The organism is Vibrio sp. Vb1337 (genome assembly GCF_033338715.1).
In the GTDB taxonomy this organism is placed as follows: domain Bacteria; phylum Pseudomonadota; class Gammaproteobacteria; order Enterobacterales; family Vibrionaceae; genus Vibrio; species Vibrio alginolyticus.
In genome coordinates this window covers 69922-87480 of the sequence record NZ_JAWOTD010000006.1, presented here as the reverse complement: position 1 = coordinate 87480, position 17559 = coordinate 69922, and the positions used below count along the sequence as shown (strand labels likewise).

Sequence of the window (17559 nt, the reverse complement as noted above, 5' to 3'; positions counted from 1 at the left end):
GATTGGTTGACAATTCATCGTCTTTATACTTCAAAGAGACAGGGTTCTGAAAGGTATTGAGCGGCATATCTAAACAGGCAAACTTAGCATCCGCTAATCCAATGCAATAAATTTTGTTACCCATCACAAAATAGTTTGGTTCAATGCTCTGCCATCTTCCTCCGCATCATGCTTATACTCTAAAAATTGATCTGTTTAGTCTTACTGAACGATTGACTGAATTAATCATGCAAACCCATTTTAGTTGTAGGTATACTCAGCGTTCTTAACTGAATAGGATGGTAGAAAGAATATGTCTGATAGAACGTTTATCGAAGAGTTCGACCTTCTTTTGATCGCTAACCAAATCATCCAAGAGCACGATGATTACATCGAGGGGATGCGAGCAACAAGCGTAGAAGAAAAAGAAGGTGTTTTAGTTTTTAAAGGTGAATACTTCCTTGATGACAAAGGTTTACCAACTTCAAATACGACTGCAGTATTCAATATGTTCAAATACTTAGCGCATCACCTTTCTAAGGAATTTACGCTGGTTAAATAGTATTGGGAAACAAAAAAGCCAGAGTGTTATTCACTCTGGCTTTCCTGTTTTAGGTCAGAATATTTAGCAACTTAAAGCCTTAAGTTTGTCGAAGTAGTCAGGGAACGTTTTCGACGTACACTTTGGATCGTTAATCGTCACAGGCGTATCACTAAGTGCCACCAGCGAAAAACACATCGCCATACGATGATCATCGTAAGTATCAATCGCTGCATGCTTTAACTGAGAAACAGGTTTGACGATGATGTAGTCTTCCCCTTCTTCCACTTCCGCACCAACTTTACGTAACTCAGTCGCCATAGCTGACAAACGGTCTGTTTCTTTTACACGCCAGTTATAAACGTTACGAATAGCGGTAGTGCCTTCGGCAAATAACGCTGTTGTCGCGATGGTCATTGCAGCATCAGGGATATGGTTGTAATCCATATCAATGCCTTTTAATTGACCAACACGTGAAATTACGTAGTCATCACCCCATTCAATTTCTGCACCCATTTTTTCAAGCGCATCAGCAAATTGAATATCACCTTGAATGCTGTTTTTACCGATACCCGTTACTTTAACTTCTCCTCCTTTGATGGCTGCCGCCGCCAAGAAGTAAGAAGCAGAAGACGCGTCACCTTCAACCAAGAAATCACCTGGAGCGATGTATTGCTGACCGGCTGGAATCACAAACTCTTGATAGTCGTTGTTGATCACATCGACCCCAAACTGCTTCATAATATGCAGGGTGATATCGATATAAGGCTTAGAAACCAAATCGCCTTCGATGTTGATGCGAATTTCACCTTCAGCCAATGGCGCAGACATTAAGAAAGCGGTCAAGAACTGACTTGAAATGGACCCATCGATAGAAACTGTACCTGCTTTTAGGCCAGTACCAATTATTTTGAGAGGTGGAAAGTTCTCGTTTTCCATGTACTCAACGTTCGCACCAGCATCTTTCAGTGCCGTGACAAGGTGACCAATTGGACGCTCTTTCATACGAGGTTCGCCCGTCAGTACATACTCCCCTTCTCCAAGACAAAGAGCCGCAGCTAATGGTCGCATCGCAGTGCCAGCATTGCCGAGAAATAACTCTACCGGCTCTGAGACAGAAAACGGACGCCCAAGGCCTTCAACGAGACATTCTGTTTTATCTTCGGAAAGTTGGTATTGAACGCCTAGTTTAGTCAGCGCATTCAGCATATGACGAATATCATCACTGTCGAGGAGATTAGTAAGGCGAGTTCTGCCTTTAGCAAGAGCAGCAAGTAAAAGAGCTCGATTAGAAACGCTTTTAGAGCCAGGAAGGTTCACTTCCCCTTGAATTTTATTGATAGGTTGTAACGTTAGGCTTTCCATTAAAAGTTGATAATCCTTTGTGCCCTCAACATACGATTTTTATGAGGGCTAAACAATTCTTCGTGAATTCAGACTACCCAAAAAAACACGACAAAACCAGAGTAAATCGGCGCTAATTTATGAATATCCTCAAGTAGCCTAAAGATACAGAATTAAAGGCATTGCCAGCGATGTAAATCAGAGCGAAAGAAGCACGGCGAAACAGCAAACTATTTCAACTTTATTTGACGATAAGCCAGCCCGACTGTACATGCCTGATTAGGCTTCGTTAGACTAAAACAACCGAGGGTTAATAAGTGATATCAACCCTGACTCCATCATCAAAATATAAAATACGAACTTCATCCCCTCGACTAAATAACATATTTTTATCAACATCTTGGATGACATTAATTAGCTTATCACCCTTCACTTTGATGAGTAGCTCAACTAACTTATATTCAACCGTGTATTGGTAATTACTTTGGTTTTGAGCAACTGCGGCACCTGCAAGCGCACCCACTGCCGTCGCGACTTCTCTTCCCGTACCGCCACCAAATTGATTACCGACTAAACCACCGATAGTGGCACCAAGTAGTGTCTTCCAACCGTTACTTTTCGATTGAACAACCTCTTGTTGAGTAATATAACGGACAGAGTCAATCTTCCCGTAAACTACTTCATTAACTGGCTTGGCAACATTTCTTTCATAGGCTGCGTTGGCGACAAGTGGTAAAAACAGTATGATCCCAAGCCATACTTTTACGATATTTCTTAACCAGGTCATCATAAACTCCTCTGACTCCAATGTTGGTAACGACTTCTTATGGCTATTTATTTAACTGAACTCGATGAAACGTTCAACTTTCCCTCACCCTATAAAGCACTCAGCGACCCCAATGGTTTGCTGGCTTTTGGTGGTGACTTAAACCCCATGAGAATCCTCAATGGTTACTATCAAGGCATTTTCCCTTGGTATGGTCCTGGTGAACCTATTTTATGGTGGAGCCCTTCTCCGCGCGCCGTGTTTGACCCATTACAGTTTAAGCCATCTAAAAGTCTCAAAAAATTTCAGCGTAAACATAACTATAAAGTAACACTCAATTTCGCGACAGAAGAAGTGATTAGACTATGTTCTTCAACACGCCCTGCAGAGGAAACATGGCTCAACGAGGAAATGCAAGCTTCCTACATTGAGTTAGCCAAACTTGGTCACTGTCACTCTGTAGAAGTATGGCATGACAACAACCTGATTGGCGGACTATATGGCATTTGCGTGGGCCAACTTTTTTGCGGAGAGTCGATGTTTAGTCTAAAAGATAACGCATCCAAAATTGCATTGTGGTACTTATGCAACCATTTGGCGTCAAAGCAAGGTCAATTAATCGATTGCCAAGTTATGAATTCTCACTTGGCATCACTTGGCGCATTTGAACTTGAGCGTGACGAATTTATGCAAAAACTACTATCTTTAAGAGAAAAGCAAACACTATTTGATGCCTATCAGCCCCAAGTTTTGCAGGATTCAGTATGAGTACGGATATACAACATATTCGAATAGGGTTGACGAATAATCACCCTTGTAGTTATTTGCCTGAACGGCAAGAGCGGGTTGCGGTGGCGCTTGATGAAAGGCTGCATACTGAAGAAAATTACCAGTTGCTCATGGCTAACGGTTTTCGTCGTAGCGGAGATACCATATATAAACCGCATTGCGAGCATTGCACCGCTTGCCAGCCAATTCGAGTCTCGATTCCAGACGTTAGACTATCAAAAAGTCAGAAGAGGCTGCTTAATAAAGCACAGTCTTTACGCTGGGAAATGAAACCTGAAATGGATGAGGAATGGTTTGAGCTTTACAGTCGGTACATCTGCAAACGGCATAAAAACGGCACTATGTACCCACCAAAGCGTGATGAGTTTGCTCGATTTGCTCAAACCAGCTGGCTGACAACGTCGTTTTTACACATTTACGATGAATCAGATCAATTGCTCGCCATTGCAGTGACAGATTTGATGCCACAATGCTCGAGTGCTTTTTATACTTTCTTTGACCCTGACTACGAGTTATCTCTTGGGACATTAGCGGTGCTTTATCAAATTAAATACTGCCAAGAAAACAAACAACAGTGGCTATATTTGGGATATCAGATTGATGAGTGCCCAGCAATGAGCTACAAAACACGCTTTCAACGCCACCAAAGGCTAGTAAATCAGCGTTGGCGAGGGTAGAATACGCCTCAACTTTACATAATTACTATTTAGCGGCAGAATATAGCCCGCTAATATTGCCTAATTTCTAAAGAGGATTAAATGGCTAAAGAAGACGTAATCGAGATGCAAGGCACAGTCCTTGACACTCTACCAAACACTATGTTCCGTGTTGAACTTGAAAACGGTCACGTTGTGACTGCTCACATCTCTGGCAAGATGCGTAAGAACTACATCCGTATCCTAACGGGTGACAAAGTAACTGTAGAGATGACTCCATACGACCTGTCAAAAGGCCGCATCGTCTTCCGCGCTCGTTAATCTCTGATTTTCGGATGCAATAAAAAACGGAGCAAGCTGCTCCGTTTTTTATTGCACAATTTTTTCCGATTTAGTTCAGATAAAAAAGCGCACGATCTTCTCGTGCGCTTTTGCGTTTGTTACCGACTAACGATTAATGCATCGCTGTCTCTTTCTCACTTAAGTATTCAAACTCAAGCGTATCGTTGACCAGCGTTACTTTCACTGTACCGCCGTCAACTAAAGATCCAAACAACAGTTCGTTAGCCAAAGGCTTCTTAAGCTGTTCTTGGATAACACGCCCCATTGGGCGAGCCCCCATAGCTTTGTCATAACCTTTATGTGCTAACCAATGGCGAGCGTCTTGCGATACTTCCATTGAAACGCCTCTCGCATCAAGTTGCACTTGCAGTTCAACAATGAACTTATCAACCACTTGATGGATAACGCTTTCATCAAGGCTGTTAAACCAGATGATGTTATCAAGACGGTTACGGAACTCAGGAGTAAACACCTTCTTAATTTCCGCCATTGCATCGTGACTGTTGTCTTGTTGAATCAAACCAATTGATTTCTTCTCGGTTTCCGCCACACCTGCGTTAGTTGTCATAACAAGAATGACATTACGGAAGTCTGCTTTGCGACCATTGTTGTCCGTTAGCGTACCGTTATCCATGACTTGCAACAACAGGTTAAAGATATCAGGGTGCGCTTTTTCAATCTCATCAAGTAATACGACTGAGTGTGGGTGCTTAATAACAGCATCGGTTAGCAAACCACCTTGGTCATAACCGACATAACCAGGAGGCGCACCAATTAAGCGACTTACGGAGTGACGCTCACCATACTCAGACATATCAAAACGAAGTAGCTCGATACCTAGAAGCTTAGACAACTGCACCGTCACCTCTGTTTTACCAACCCCTGTTGGGCCTGCAAACAAGAATGAACCAACAGGTTTGTTGTCTACACCTAAACCTGCACGTGTCAGCTTGATCGCCTCGGATAATGCATCAATCGCATTATCTTGACCGAATACCAACATCTTCATTTTGCTATCTAAGTTTTTCAAAATGTCTTTATCTGAAGAAGAAACCGACTTCTCTGGAATTCGCGCCATTTTGGCAACCATTGATTCGATATCAGCCACTCCGACCGTTTTTTTACGACGGCTTGCAGGAGCAAGACGACTACGAGCACCAGCTTCATCAATGACATCAATGGCCTTATCTGGTAGATGGCGTTCATTAATGTATTTAGCCGACAGTTCTACCGCGGCACGCAGTGCTTTATTGGTATAACGTACTTCATGGTGAGCTTCGTACTTCGGCTTCAAGCCCATCAAGATTTTAGTTGTATCATCCAATGAGGGCTCTACAACGTCTATCTTTTGGAAGCGGCGAGACAACGCACGCTCTTTCTCGAAAATGTTGCTGTATTCTTGGTATGTCGTCGAACCAATACAACGCAACTTACCGCTACTTAAAAGAGGCTTAATAAGATTTGCTGCATCGACTTGACCACCAGATGCCGCGCCTGCACCGATGATGGTATGTATTTCATCGATGAACAAAATGGCATCTTCTTCTTTTTCAAGTTGTTTCAAAATCGCCTTGAAGCGCTTTTCAAAATCACCGCGATATTTGGTACCAGCGAGCAAAGAACCAATATCTAGTGAATAAATCACGCTGTTTTGAATAACCTCAGGGACCTGCCCTTCGACAATTCGCCATGCAAGACCTTCCGCAATGGCTGTTTTACCAACCCCTGCCTCACCCACTAGTAGTGGATTATTCTTGCGGCGTCGACAAAGTACCTGAATAGTGCGCTCTAACTCTTTATCACGTCCAATGAGTGGGTCGATGTTTCCATCTTTAGCGACTTGATTAAGATTCGTCGCAAAGCTTTCTAGGCGTTCTTCAGAATTAGGCTCTTCAACACTTTCTGAGCTAAACGAGTCTGATGATGAATCCTCACCTGCACCTGATGCTTTAGTAATACCGTGGGAGATGAAGTTAACAATATCTAATCGGGAGATGTCATTTTTCTTCAGTAAGTAAGCGGCATGCGACTCTTGTTCACTGAAGATAGCAACAAGCACGTTGGCGCCTGTTACTTCATTACGACCAGACGACTGTACATGAAAGACGGCGCGTTGTAGTACACGTTGAAAACTCAAAGTCGGCTGCGTTTCACGCGTCTCATCACTATCTGGGATAAGAGGCGTAGTTTGATCGATGAAAATATCGAGTTCGTTGCGTAAAGCGTCAAGATCCGCCTTACAAGCTAGAAGGGCTTCCTTAGCTGCATCATTTTCCAACAATGCAAGTAGGAGGTGTTCGACAGTCATAAACTCGTGGCGTTTGTCGCGCGCCCGAGCAAATGCACCGTTAAGGCTTGACTCTAGTTCTTTATTTAGCATAAGTACCTCCCGAAAAAACAACTGGGGTTGTTCGAGCAAGTCTTCTTTGTTTACGCTTGCTCCATAGTGCAAAGTAGCGGATGTTCATTTTCCCTTGCGTACATCGTAACTTGCGCTACTTTTGTTTCGGCAATTTCTGCGCTGTATGTGCCGCAGATTGCCTTTCCTTCATAGTGGACCTGAAGCATGATTTGAGTTGCTTTATCAATATCATGTGAGAAAAATCGCTCAAGCACCTCTATGACGAAATCCATAGGTGTATAGTCATCATTATTGAGTACGACATTGTACAGCTTAGGTGGCTGGACTTTCGTACTTTCTCGCTCCAGAAGATCAGAGTCCGGAGTGACCCATTCAAAATTTTTACTCATGGCAATCTAAAGATATCGTATCAAAGGGTTGATGTTTTCGACCTATAAAAACAATCTACCACAAGCATGCAGCGCGGTGTAGTGAGTTATGGCACCGAATTCGATCTTTGATCGATAAAAGTTGCTACCTAATATAGAGACTAATGCACGTCTTGATACGGCGCAAATAAAAGATGCTTGTCGATAAGTTACACATTTTTTCTTATAAAAGAACTTTCTATTTATTGCTCTCGGACTATTGCAAACCACCCCATCATCTTCTATCTGGATCACACTTCCTCATTGAGAATACGGTAATTATCACGAAAACTTCATTTTTTATTCAGTCAGAGGATTCTTCTCCCATAAGCAACACGGACAGTATGGCTTTTTCAGTATGAGCCACTTCATAGGCAAATTGACTAAACTTCTGCGTATATACGAAAAACTGTTTGCAAATTTGTTAATCTCAAAAGTGATTTGTTTTCAATTATGTTTCTGTTTGTTGCTCACTGCTATTGACTGTCGAAATTCATTGACTACAGTGGAAAGTGTCGATGCATAAATCATCATTTTGAAACCTCTCTTCTTTAAGTGGTTTGATGAATGTGACTTATCATTGATTTGACGTTTGTTGGCATTCGCTGACAATGGTAGTACCAAGTTAAAGGTATAACTTGGTTGCAGTAACAACATCAGTAAAAAATGCATGAGGGATGTAAAGCATGGCTACAGGTACAGTAAAGTGGTTTAACAATGCCAAAGGATTTGGGTTTATTTGTTCAGATGAAGAAGAGGGAGATATCTTTGCCCACTACTCAACTATCCAGATGGACGGTTATCGTACACTGAAAGCAGGCCAACAAGTCTCTTACGAGATTGAAAAAGGTCCCAAAGGCTGTCACGCGAGTAGCGTCGTGCCTCTTGAAGGCCAAGCCAAATAATTAGAGCGCTGTCGAAATATAAAAATATTGCTCTCGAAACGCCACGTTGATGTTTTGAAGAGAAAAATAAACCCGCCAAGATAGCGGGTTTCTTACTATTTAGAGCACGTGTTACAAAAGGAACACTTACAGCGCACTTACAGGATAGGAAACACGCCGAAAACGACGTGTTTTTACACTAACTTACTTGTTAATGATTGCGTTAAAGGTTTCGCTTGGACGCATCAATTTAGAAACCAATGCATCGTCTAGTAAGTAGTAACCTCCTAGCTCACCTTTCACGCCTTGCGCATTATTTAGCTCAGCAACGATCGTTTCTTCCTGCTCTGACAGCGCTTTTGCAATTGGTGCAAATTCAGCAGCAAGATCCGCATCATCCGTTTGCTCTGAAAGCGCTTTCGCCCAGTAAAGTGCAAGATAGAAGTGGCTTCCACGGTTATCTAGCTCACCCACTTTGCGTGACGGAGATTTGTTGGTGTCTAAAAACTCACCGGTCGCTTTATCTAGTGTATCTGCTAGAACCTGAGCCTTAGGATTGTTTGTCGCTACACTTAAATGCTCTAACGAAGCTGCAAGCGCTAGGAACTCGCCCAAAGAATCCCAACGAAGGTGATTCTCTTTTTCTACTTGTTGAACGTGCTTAGGAGCAGAACCACCAGCGCCTGTTTCAAATAGACCACCACCATTCATCAATGGAACAATAGATAGCATCTTAGCAGACGTACCTAACTCTAGAATTGGGAACAAGTCTGTTAGGTAGTCACGAAGAACATTACCTGTAACAGAGATAGTATCTAGGCCCGCTTTCATACGCTCTAGTGAGTACTTACAAGCTTCAACAGGAGATAGGATCTTAATCTCTAGACCGTCAGTATCGTGATCTGGTAGGTAGGCGTTTACTTTCTTGATGAGCTCAGCATCGTGCGCGCGGTTTTCATCTAGCCAGAATACAGCTGGAACACCTGTTGCACGTGCGCGAGTCACTGCTAGTTTAACCCAATCTTGGATTGGTGCGTCTTTAACCTGACACATACGGAAGATATCACCTTCTTCAACCGCTTGCTCTAACAGTACGTTACCTGAAGCATCAACAACGCGAACAGTACCCGCAGCGTCTAGAATGAATGTCTTGTCGTGAGAACCATACTCTTCAGCTTTCTGAGCCATTAGACCAACGTTAGGTACGCTACCCATAGTGGTCGGGTCAAATGCGCCGTGCTCTTTACAGAAATCAATAACCGCTTGGTAAATACCTGCGTAGCTACGATCTGGAATCATCGCTTTGGTGTCTTTTTGTTTACCATCTGGTCCCCACATTTGACCCGAAGAGCGAAGCATTGCTGGCATAGAAGCATCTACAATAATGTCACTTGGTACATGTAAGTTTGTGATACCACGATCAGAGTCAACCATCGCAAGTTCTGGTTGAGTTTGGTAAACCGCTTGAATGGCCGCTTCAATTTCTGCTTTTTGCGCTTCAGGTAGAGACTCAATTTTTGAGTAAACATCACCGATGCCATTGTTTACATCAACGCCTAGCTCTTCAAACAGCTTACCGTACTTATCGAAAACGTCTTTGTAGTAAACTTTTACGGCATGGCCGAAAATGACAGGGTCAGAAACTTTCATCATCGTCGCTTTCATATGAAGAGACAGCAGCACGTCTTGTGCTTTCGCTTCAGCAATCTCTTTCTCGAAAAATTCAACCAACGCCTTCTTCTTCATTACTGAAGTATCAATGACTTCTTTATCTAGTAATGGGAACGCAGACTTAAGCTCTTTAACTGTACCATCATTACCGACAAACTCGATTTTGACATCTGTTGCACCAGAGATAGTTGTAGACTTTTCGCTACCAAAGAAGTCATTATCTGACATGCTCGCAACATGAGACTTAGATTCTGCTGACCATGCACCCATTGAGTGTGGGTTTTTCTTCGCGTAGTTCTTAACCGAAGTCGGAGCACGACGGTCTGAGTTACCTTCACGAAGTACTGGGTTAACCGCACTACCTTTGATTTTGTCGTAAGCCGCTTTAATCGCTTTCTCTTCGTACGTGCTCGGCTCTTCTGGGTAGTTTGGTAAATCGTAACCTTTCGCCTGAAGCTCTTTAATCGCCGCTTTAAGCTGAGGAACTGAAGCTGAAATGTTAGGTAGCTTGATGATATTTGCTTCTGGAGTTTGAGCTAGTTCACCAAGCTCAGTCAACGCATCGCCAATGCGCTGTTCTTCTTTTAGATGCTCTGGGAAGTTAGCGATAATTCGACCTGCTAGTGAAATATCACGAGTATCTACATTGATGCCAGACGATGCTGTGAATGATTGAATGATTGGTAGTAATGAATAAGTTGCTAGCGCCGGCGCTTCATCAGTGATGGTGTAGATAATTGTAGGTTTTTCTGTAGGCATGAAATTTCCCTATTTTTTAATCAACTTGTTGGCTGATCAACTCAGCGTCTGAGTTGGTTTAATTGACGCATTGCTGCACGTTAGCAGTACATGTCTCCTCACTAACGCCACATGCGGTTCGCACTCTTTGTTGTAGTTTGAAGCTCTAAGCTCTGAATCCATGAGTGCACTGATATAATTAAACAAATAACACGAATTAGTCTATCATTCTGTGCGCGTTTGTTAGTTTTAGGCGCGCAAATCATATCCGATCATGAGAAAACTTAAAACTTTCAAACACAGTTCATTTACATTTTTGCAGGGTAGTTAACATGTCATCTCGTACAGGTCAGGAAAAAGGTCGCAGTCGTAACCAGTCTAAAACGGGCCATTTTAAACACTCAGGAGCTCGCAATGGCTCGAAGACTCGTACTCAGCAAGACCGCCGCCCTAATCGCCCAACAAAAAGCCAAAAGCCAAAAGTGGCCCCTAAAGATCGTAAAGTCATTATTTTCAATAAGCCTTACGATACGCTCAGTCAATTTACCGATGGCGATGGTCGCAAAACGTTAGCGGACTATATCCCAATCAAAAATGTCTATGCGGCTGGCCGATTGGACCGAGACAGCGAAGGTTTGATGGTACTCACTAACGATGGCATCTTGCAGGCGAAGCTAACGCAGCCAAAGTCAAAATCGCCGAAGACTTATTGGGTTCAAGTTGATGGCGCTCCTCAGGAGCAAGATCTTGAAAAATTGAGAAAGGGAGTAGAGCTAAAAGATGGTATGACTCTACCAGCCGAAGTTGAAGTTATTCCAGAACCACAAGTCTGGGACAGAACGCCTCCGGTCCGTTTTCGCGCAAATATCCCTACCACTTGGTTAGCCATTACCATTATTGAAGGAAGAAATCGTCAGGTGCGTCGCATGACTGCGCACATTGGCTTCCCTACTTTGCGCCTCATTCGTCATTCGATGGGTGATATCGTCCTTAACGACCTAATGCCTGGTGAATGGAGAGAAATCTCTCTCTAACAAGCAGAAAAGATAAAAGCAGGCTTAAAGCCTGCTTTTTAGATTCATACTTTTTCAGTTAAGCCCTATCTAATGAACTAAGGGATTACTGCTCAGCAAGCCAGTTTTTAAAGGCCTCTTTTTCCGCCGGAGACGCTTTCTGGTACATCGTCTTTAATACATCAACCATTGGGCTGTCGTTTGATGCGGCTGTTGAACGGGTATCACTAGTCTCAACTAGAGGCTCGATATCACTTACTGATTGTTGATGCTGATTCACAGTTACATAACTAACGGCAACACTCGCGATACCGCCAGCAATATTGTAGTTGCGAGATTCTTGAGGGTAATTACGACCAATTTGAACACCATCTGACTCTAATACATCTTCGACCAAAGCAATAGGTTGGCCTTTGGTATCCAGTAATTGCCAATTTAGAGGCGAGATGTTGTTTTGCGCTTGGCGAAGAGTTTTAAACTCTGGCAGTTCAAACGTTAGCTTTTCGTTTTCAGCATCAAATTTAGCAACGATTACATCACTGTAAACCGTCTTAAGGTTTTCGTTAATTTCGAATGTAGGTTGATATTTGAAGACAATTTGATTCGTTCCGTCAGGTAGTTCGATTGTCTTCTCACTAGAAAAAAGACCACCTTCTAGATCTGGCTTCTCCATGTTGACGGCCAATAACTTCACGTCTTCTGGAACCACTAAAGTCGTTGCAGCGTAGAGGTTTGTACTGGCAAAAATAGACAGTGCCATTGCCACTTTTAATGATAACTGCATAGAATTTTTCATCCTTATCTTCATAGTAAAAGACCCAGCATATAGCTGGGTCTTACAATATCAAACTGGGTATTGATTACCAGTAGAAACGAGCACCAACACCGAAGTTAGTTGCGTCGTCTGTGTCTTTGTTGTCGAAGTCAGTACCTTCGAAAGTGTAACCCGCTTCTGCGAATACACGTGCCCATTTAGAGAACTTGTATTCAACACCAGCGTAGAACCAAGAAGAGTCTGCGTCTACTTTACCTGCTTCGTCAGTAGACTGAGCTAGGTACTCGTAACCAGAGTATAGAGTTGTTTTAGGAGCAACAGCGAACATACCAGCTACAACGATGTAGTGTGAATCAACTGTTGATTTACCTAGCTTATCTTCGTTTTCGTTGTAGTAGTACGTAGCACCTAGAGTGTGCTCGTTTAGTGCGTACTCAGCAGTTACTTCAAAAGATAGGTTTTCGTTATCAGTACGCTCTGTGTGAGAAACTGTTTGCTCTACACCATTAAGAACTAGTTTTTTCTCTTTAGTTACGTTGATGTCGTTGTTCGCAGTAAGTACACCAGCGTGTAGAGATAGGTCGTTGAAAGATTTACCTACGAATACTTCTAGTACTTCTTCGTTAGAATCTTTTTCGCCTAGCGCGTAACCAGCTTTTAGCCAGAACGCGTCATTTTCGTAAGCGTATTTGATTTGAGAATCGTTGTTCCAAGCGTGACCGTATGCAGTTTCCGCTGCGTTACCACCGAAGAAGTAAGAGTAATCTGCGAAGTATACGTCATCAGCCCAAGTACCTTCTTTACCGAAGCGAAGAGTACCCATATCACCCATATCAAAACCGATGATGTGGCGACGTACGTATACAGAGTCATCTGTACGCTCGCTTGAATCAGCACCTGCGTCGTAGTTGTCACCTAGAGCAACACCGATTTCGACTTCACCCAGAACTTTTAGGCTTTCGTCAACAACGTAAACCGCGTTCACACCAGTACGAGAAGAGCTAGTGTTTAGCTCTGCTGTGTGATCAGTTTTTTCTGTGAATAGAAGAGTTGGACGTAGCTGACCGTAGAAATCTACAGAACCTTCTTCAGATTTGAATACTTCAGCTGCGTTCACTGAAGTTGCAGACGCAACTACAGCTAGTGCTAATAGAGTTTTTTTCATAATTAATCCACTGCCTTTTCTTAGTTCGGGATATCCTTGTCCGGTTCCCTTTTTTATATGTTTGAGGTAGAGCGTTAACAAAACGTTATACAGCACCTCCTCAAAATCTGGAGCTAAGAGTGCAAAAGATTATTCTGGCTGTCAAATTTTCTAAATACCAATGTAAAAAAAACAAAATATCATTACAAAACAACAACTTGGTGAGTTTACCTTTATTTATTTGACGAACATCTAACCAATCTCCATTATTATTTGTAATTTACAAAATTATTAACAAATGGTTTTTTAATCCAACAAGTAAATTTTAAAAAAACAAAAAAAGAATAAAAACCTACAAATCAGACCAAGTTGGAGTTTTATATTTTTCATATAATGAAATTAATTTCATTAAGATAAGGTTCAATATTTTTTTGTGAAGGAGATCTACATTCCTTATAAAAGCATTCCGTTTTGTGAACTACTGTACAACTAGTGATGTGTGCTACTATTCGCCTCCAACGCATTTGAGGCCCGTATGCTGACCAGTAACATTCAAAAATCGATTCGTAATAGCTATCAAAACCTTCAAGATCAACTTGATAACTTTGTGCCTAGAAGAGCACAAAACTACCTTGTTGCAGAGATTGCAAAAACGCTGTGCGGTCAGTATCACAAATCTAACCGAATACTCGTTGCAGAAGCAGGGACTGGAATTGGTAAATCGCTCTCTTATCTAATGGCGACCATTCCCGTGGCTGTACATAACAATAGGAAAGTGGTTATCTCAACGGCGACCGTCGCTCTGCAAGAGCAGCTCATAAATAAAGACCTCCCTCTTTTTCGTCGGATTACTGACCGCGAGTTTTCTTTTATTTTGGCAAAAGGCCGTCAACGCTATTGTTGTGCAGAAAAGCTCGCCACTGCTAGCGGTGCTGATGGTGGTCAGTTAGCCATGTTCGAAACCAAGCCTAAGCAAAAAGATATAGAGCTGTTGGAAACAATGCATCGCTCTCTTGCGCAAGGTAAATGGGACGGTGACCGTGATTCTTGGCCTAAACCCATCGACGATAAGCTTTGGCAACTGATTGTCAGTGATAAACACAGTTGCAATAACAGTTTACCAGGCCACCGCGGCTGCCCATTCCAAAAAGCGCGCTCAGAGTTGGATAAAAACGATGTCATCATTGCTAACCACTCTCTCGTCATGGCAGACGCAGATTTAGGTGGCGGCGTGATTTTACCTGAGCCAGAAAATACAATATACGTCTTCGACGAGGCACATCACTTACCTCACGTCGCTCGTGACCATGCTTCAGCATCTGCGAGTTTAAAAGGCGCGGCAGCATGGCTTGAGAAGTTAAATCAGTCGATTAGTAAGTTTTCATCACTCGCAGACGAGAAACGCGTAGCTCGATTTCGCAACGACCTTCAAGACGCGGTTCAGAACTTGATACCGGCACTGACTCAATTGCCCAAACAGTTCGACCCAGCTCAATTTGAAGAGGGTATCTACCGCTTCGAAAACGGTGAACTACCTGAGTGGCTAGAGAACCAATCCAAAGAACTAAAACAGTTCAGTAAAAAAGCAAATCAGAGTGTGGCAAAAATTGCCGACCTTATTGCGGAAAGAGTAAAAGACGGGGAGCTTGCGACAAGGTTGGCTGAACCAGCGCTTGCAGAGCTCGGTTTCTACATTCAAAGGTTAGAAAACCTAGCGCAAGTATGGCATTTAATGGCTGAACCAACTCGTGAAAAAGGTGCGCCTTTAGCTCGCTGGTTAGAAACCCACCCCGATCGCGAGGGTGATTTCATTGTGAGTGTTTCGCCACTTGAAATTGGATGGCAACTCGACCAACAGATTTGGAGCAGATGTATTGGCGCCATTTTGGTTTCCGCAACGATGCGTGCATTAAACTCTTTCCATTACTTTTGCCATCAGGTTGGTATTGATGGAAAACCAGAATCAGGCACTCAGTTTTTAGCGCTTGCGTCACCATTCGATTACCAAAACCAGGCAGAATTGCTCATCCCTGCGATGAAATATGAACCACCAGCGCCTCAATTTACTGAATATCTTATCGAGATATTGCCTAAGTACTTGGAAGACAAGAAAGCCAACTTAGTATTATTCTCATCCTATTGGCAGATGAACCAAGTCGCGAAGGCACTCTCTTCGGAGTTCATAAAAAAAGGCTGGGCGTTGCAAGTTCAAGGTGAAAGCTCACGTCAAGAAATTCTAAAAAAACATAAAAAGCTAATAGAATCAAATAAAACCAGCGTCTTATTTGGTACTGGCAGTTTCTCTGAGGGGCTAGACTTACCTGGCGAATTACTTGAAAACTTGGTGATTACAAAAATTCCATTTGGCGTTCCAACCTCCCCTGTTGAGCAGGCTCATTCCGAATACATTGAGAAAAAAGGAGGAAACCCGTTTATGCAAATAACTGTACCAGACGCAAGCAAAAAGCTGATCCAGAGCGTAGGTCGCTTACTGCGTAAAGAGAGAGATTCTGGTAGAGTAACGATTCTTGATCGACGCCTAGTCACTAAGCGATACGGACAAGCCTTAATCGACTCACTACCTCCATTTAAACGTAAAATAGAATATTAGAAGAATCACCATTTATGGAAATGATTGAGCCAACCATGCTGTTGGTGTTGGCGCTTGTCGCTTTTGTCGCAGGATTTATTGATGCAGTTGCCGGTGGTGGTGGCATGCTTACCGTACCTGCTCTACTGTCGCTAGGCTTGCCGCCTCATATTGCACTAGGCACCAATAAACTTGCCGCTACCTTTGCTTCTTCTACTGCAGCATTTACGTACTACAAAAAACGTCTATTCAAACCTCAATGCTGGAGGCGTGCATTCGTGGCAACACTCGTCGGAGCCACATTAGGTACGCTATTTGTAGATGCGATTAGTACGGATTGGCTGGAAAAAGGATTGCCGCTTGTTATTTTGGCGGCAGCGTTGTATACCGTTTTTCATAAAACACCCCACTCTGCTCATCAAAGTCCAATACCCGAGCCTTGCCCAAAACTTCATAAAAAACAGTACATGCAAGGCTTATCCATAGGATTCTACGACGGACTCGCAGGGCCTGGAACTGGGGCTTTTTGGACAGTAAGTTCAATGGCGCTGTACCGGCTGAATATCTTGCTCGCCTCTGGCTTAGCAAAAGCAATGAACTTTACCAGTAACTTTACCTCTTTGATCACTTTTGCATTCCTCGGACATATCAACTGGGTGCTCGGCTTAACAATGGGAGTATGTTTAATGGCTGGTGCTTTTGTTGGCGCGCACTCCGCTATTAGATTTGGTTCTAAATTCATTCGTCCTGTATTTGTTACTGTCGTCAGCATACTAGCCATTAAATTGGCTTATGACGCATGGTTTGTAGGTTTGTCATGAACATTTCTCAACTCCAGGAAAATCTAGAACAAATGGCGAAGCAAGCCGCTGTTCTTGACCGTCAAAGAGGCGAACATCATGTTCCGCTTTTTGATGAGCGTTTATTTGGTTGCCGCTCTCGCTTACTTACTCCTTGCGTAAAAGAAGCAAAAGCCACGCTGGATGCGATTGTGCGTGAGCAAAATGAAGGTAAGCTCACCGCTTTGCGTGCTGAGTACCTCACTGAACGGTTAGTGGCGCAAATCGGTGCGATTCAACGCGAGATTTCTACCACTAAAATTCGTAAGAATGAAATCAAACATAGCAGCCATTTCCGCAAGCCTATCAACGTGCTTTATCAGGAGCTCGCTCAACACCAAGAGTGGGCAAGACGCTTGCGCGAGATGGTGTTAGAAAAAGAACGTGCTGTCGAAAGTGCTCCTAGTTTTATGCGTGCCGACGCTCAAAAAGTATTACTAGCAACCGAGCAACGTTTAGAGCGTTGTGAAGCAGCACTTCTTAAGCTAGAGAACCAAATTACACATAGGGAAAAACATCAATAATGGCTGACCAACCAACCTCGCCTTTAGATGACGCACCTGAAGAGATCAAACTGGCTGTCGATTTAATCTATTTGCTTGAGAGCAATGAGATAGATCCAGAAGTTGCGCTTAACGCTTTAAAGATCGTGCAAAACGACTTAGAAAACAAATTAAAAGCAAAGTAGCTCAGAGCGTTTCACTCCTCTCACCGAGACT

17 protein-coding genes are annotated in these 17559 nt (G+C 43.0%); 10 read left to right on the top strand and 7 right to left on the bottom strand.

The window, feature by feature from the left end; genetic code table 11:
- Positions 1–292: 292 nt before the first annotated feature.
- On the top strand, positions 293–541 hold the full coding sequence (locus R7E42_RS08820) for a YciN family protein (protein ID WP_005387884.1): 249 nt from the start codon (positions 293–295) through the stop codon (positions 539–541).
- Positions 542–604: 63 nt separating this feature from the next.
- Here the strand turns inward: R7E42_RS08820 and aroA are convergent, their stop codons facing one another.
- Together aroA and R7E42_RS08810 are read right to left on the bottom strand one after the other, a co-directional pair.
- A complete protein-coding gene (aroA, locus tag R7E42_RS08815; protein WP_005387883.1) occupies positions 605–1885 on the bottom strand; it encodes a 3-phosphoshikimate 1-carboxyvinyltransferase in 1281 nt (426 codons plus the stop codon).
- Positions 1886–2174: 289 nt separating this feature from the next.
- Positions 2175–2651 (bottom strand): glycine zipper 2TM domain-containing protein, encoded by a 477-nt coding sequence (locus R7E42_RS08810; RefSeq protein ID WP_005378348.1) that lies wholly within the window; start codon positions 2649–2651, stop codon positions 2175–2177.
- Between the two features lie 39 nt (positions 2652–2690).
- Here R7E42_RS08810 and aat point away from each other — a divergent pair, with 39 nt between their 5' ends.
- From aat to infA, 3 genes are all read left to right on the top strand, one after another.
- Positions 2691–3398, top strand: coding sequence for a leucyl/phenylalanyl-tRNA--protein transferase (aat, locus tag R7E42_RS08805; RefSeq protein ID WP_005387881.1), 708 nt, complete (start codon positions 2691–2693; stop codon positions 3396–3398).
- Positions 3395–4096 carry an arginyltransferase gene (locus R7E42_RS08800; RefSeq protein ID WP_005378346.1) on the top strand — a complete coding sequence of 234 codons (702 nt, stop codon included), beginning with the start codon at positions 3395–3397 and terminating at the stop codon, positions 4094–4096. Before aat ends, R7E42_RS08800 begins: the two co-directional genes overlap by 4 nt.
- Before the next feature lie 81 nt (positions 4097–4177).
- Positions 4178–4396: a translation initiation factor IF-1 gene (gene infA / locus R7E42_RS08795; RefSeq protein ID WP_001040192.1), complete on the top strand. Its 219-nt coding sequence runs from the start codon at positions 4178–4180 to the stop codon at positions 4394–4396.
- Between the two features lie 133 nt (positions 4397–4529).
- Here infA and clpA read toward each other — a convergent pair whose 3' ends face one another.
- Positions 4530–6797 (bottom strand): ATP-dependent Clp protease ATP-binding subunit ClpA, encoded by a 2268-nt coding sequence (gene clpA, locus R7E42_RS08790; RefSeq protein WP_005387879.1) that lies wholly within the window; start codon positions 6795–6797, stop codon positions 4530–4532.
- A 50-nt stretch (positions 6798–6847) separates the two neighbouring features.
- Positions 6848–7168: an ATP-dependent Clp protease adapter ClpS gene (gene clpS, locus R7E42_RS08785; RefSeq protein WP_005378419.1), complete on the bottom strand. Its 321-nt coding sequence runs from the start codon at positions 7166–7168 to the stop codon at positions 6848–6850.
- A 704-nt stretch (positions 7169–7872) separates the two neighbouring features.
- On the opposite strand from clpS, the gene cspD reads away from it, so the two are divergent.
- Positions 7873–8091, top strand: coding sequence for a cold shock domain-containing protein CspD (cspD, locus tag R7E42_RS08780; RefSeq protein ID WP_005378407.1), 219 nt, complete (start codon positions 7873–7875; stop codon positions 8089–8091).
- Between the two features lie 183 nt (positions 8092–8274).
- On the opposite strand, the gene R7E42_RS08775 is transcribed toward cspD, so the two are convergent.
- Positions 8275–10500, bottom strand: coding sequence for an NADP-dependent isocitrate dehydrogenase (locus R7E42_RS08775; RefSeq protein WP_005387876.1), 2226 nt, complete (start codon positions 10498–10500; stop codon positions 8275–8277).
- 311 nt (positions 10501–10811) lie between these two features.
- On the opposite strand from R7E42_RS08775, the gene R7E42_RS08770 reads away from it, so the two are divergent.
- On the top strand, positions 10812–11513 hold the full coding sequence (locus R7E42_RS08770; protein WP_005387874.1) for a pseudouridine synthase: 702 nt from the start codon (positions 10812–10814) through the stop codon (positions 11511–11513).
- 85 nt (positions 11514–11598) lie between these two features.
- Here R7E42_RS08770 and R7E42_RS08765 read toward each other — a convergent pair whose 3' ends face one another.
- Entirely contained in the window at positions 11599–12276 is a 678-nt protein-coding gene (locus R7E42_RS08765) for a DUF2057 family protein (RefSeq protein WP_025766923.1), read from the bottom strand.
- Positions 12277–12352: 76 nt separating this feature from the next.
- Positions 12353–13432, bottom strand: coding sequence for a porin (locus tag R7E42_RS08760; protein WP_005378424.1), 1080 nt, complete (start codon positions 13430–13432; stop codon positions 12353–12355).
- A gap of 514 nt (positions 13433–13946) precedes the next feature.
- On the opposite strand from R7E42_RS08760, the gene dinG reads away from it, so the two are divergent.
- Genes dinG through rsmS form a run of 4 tightly spaced genes read left to right on the top strand, consistent with a single transcriptional unit; the run spans position 13947 to position 17528 of the window.
- Entirely contained in the window at positions 13947–16022 is a 2076-nt protein-coding gene (gene dinG, locus R7E42_RS08755; RefSeq protein WP_318070492.1) for an ATP-dependent DNA helicase DinG, read from the top strand.
- A gap of 14 nt (positions 16023–16036) precedes the next feature.
- Complete coding sequence (locus tag R7E42_RS08750; protein WP_005387866.1) at positions 16037–16822, top strand: sulfite exporter TauE/SafE family protein; 786 nt, start codon at positions 16037–16039, stop codon at positions 16820–16822.
- Positions 16819–17364, top strand: a complete 546-nt coding sequence (locus R7E42_RS08745; protein ID WP_171345296.1) for a primosomal replication protein — start codon at positions 16819–16821, stop codon at positions 17362–17364. Before R7E42_RS08750 ends, R7E42_RS08745 begins: the two co-directional genes overlap by 4 nt.
- Positions 17364–17528: a pleiotropic regulatory protein RsmS gene (rsmS, locus tag R7E42_RS08740; RefSeq protein WP_005378432.1), complete on the top strand. Its 165-nt coding sequence runs from the start codon at positions 17364–17366 to the stop codon at positions 17526–17528. The genes R7E42_RS08745 and rsmS overlap by 1 nt, the downstream gene beginning before the upstream one ends.
- The last annotated feature ends 31 nt before the right edge of the window (positions 17529–17559 follow it).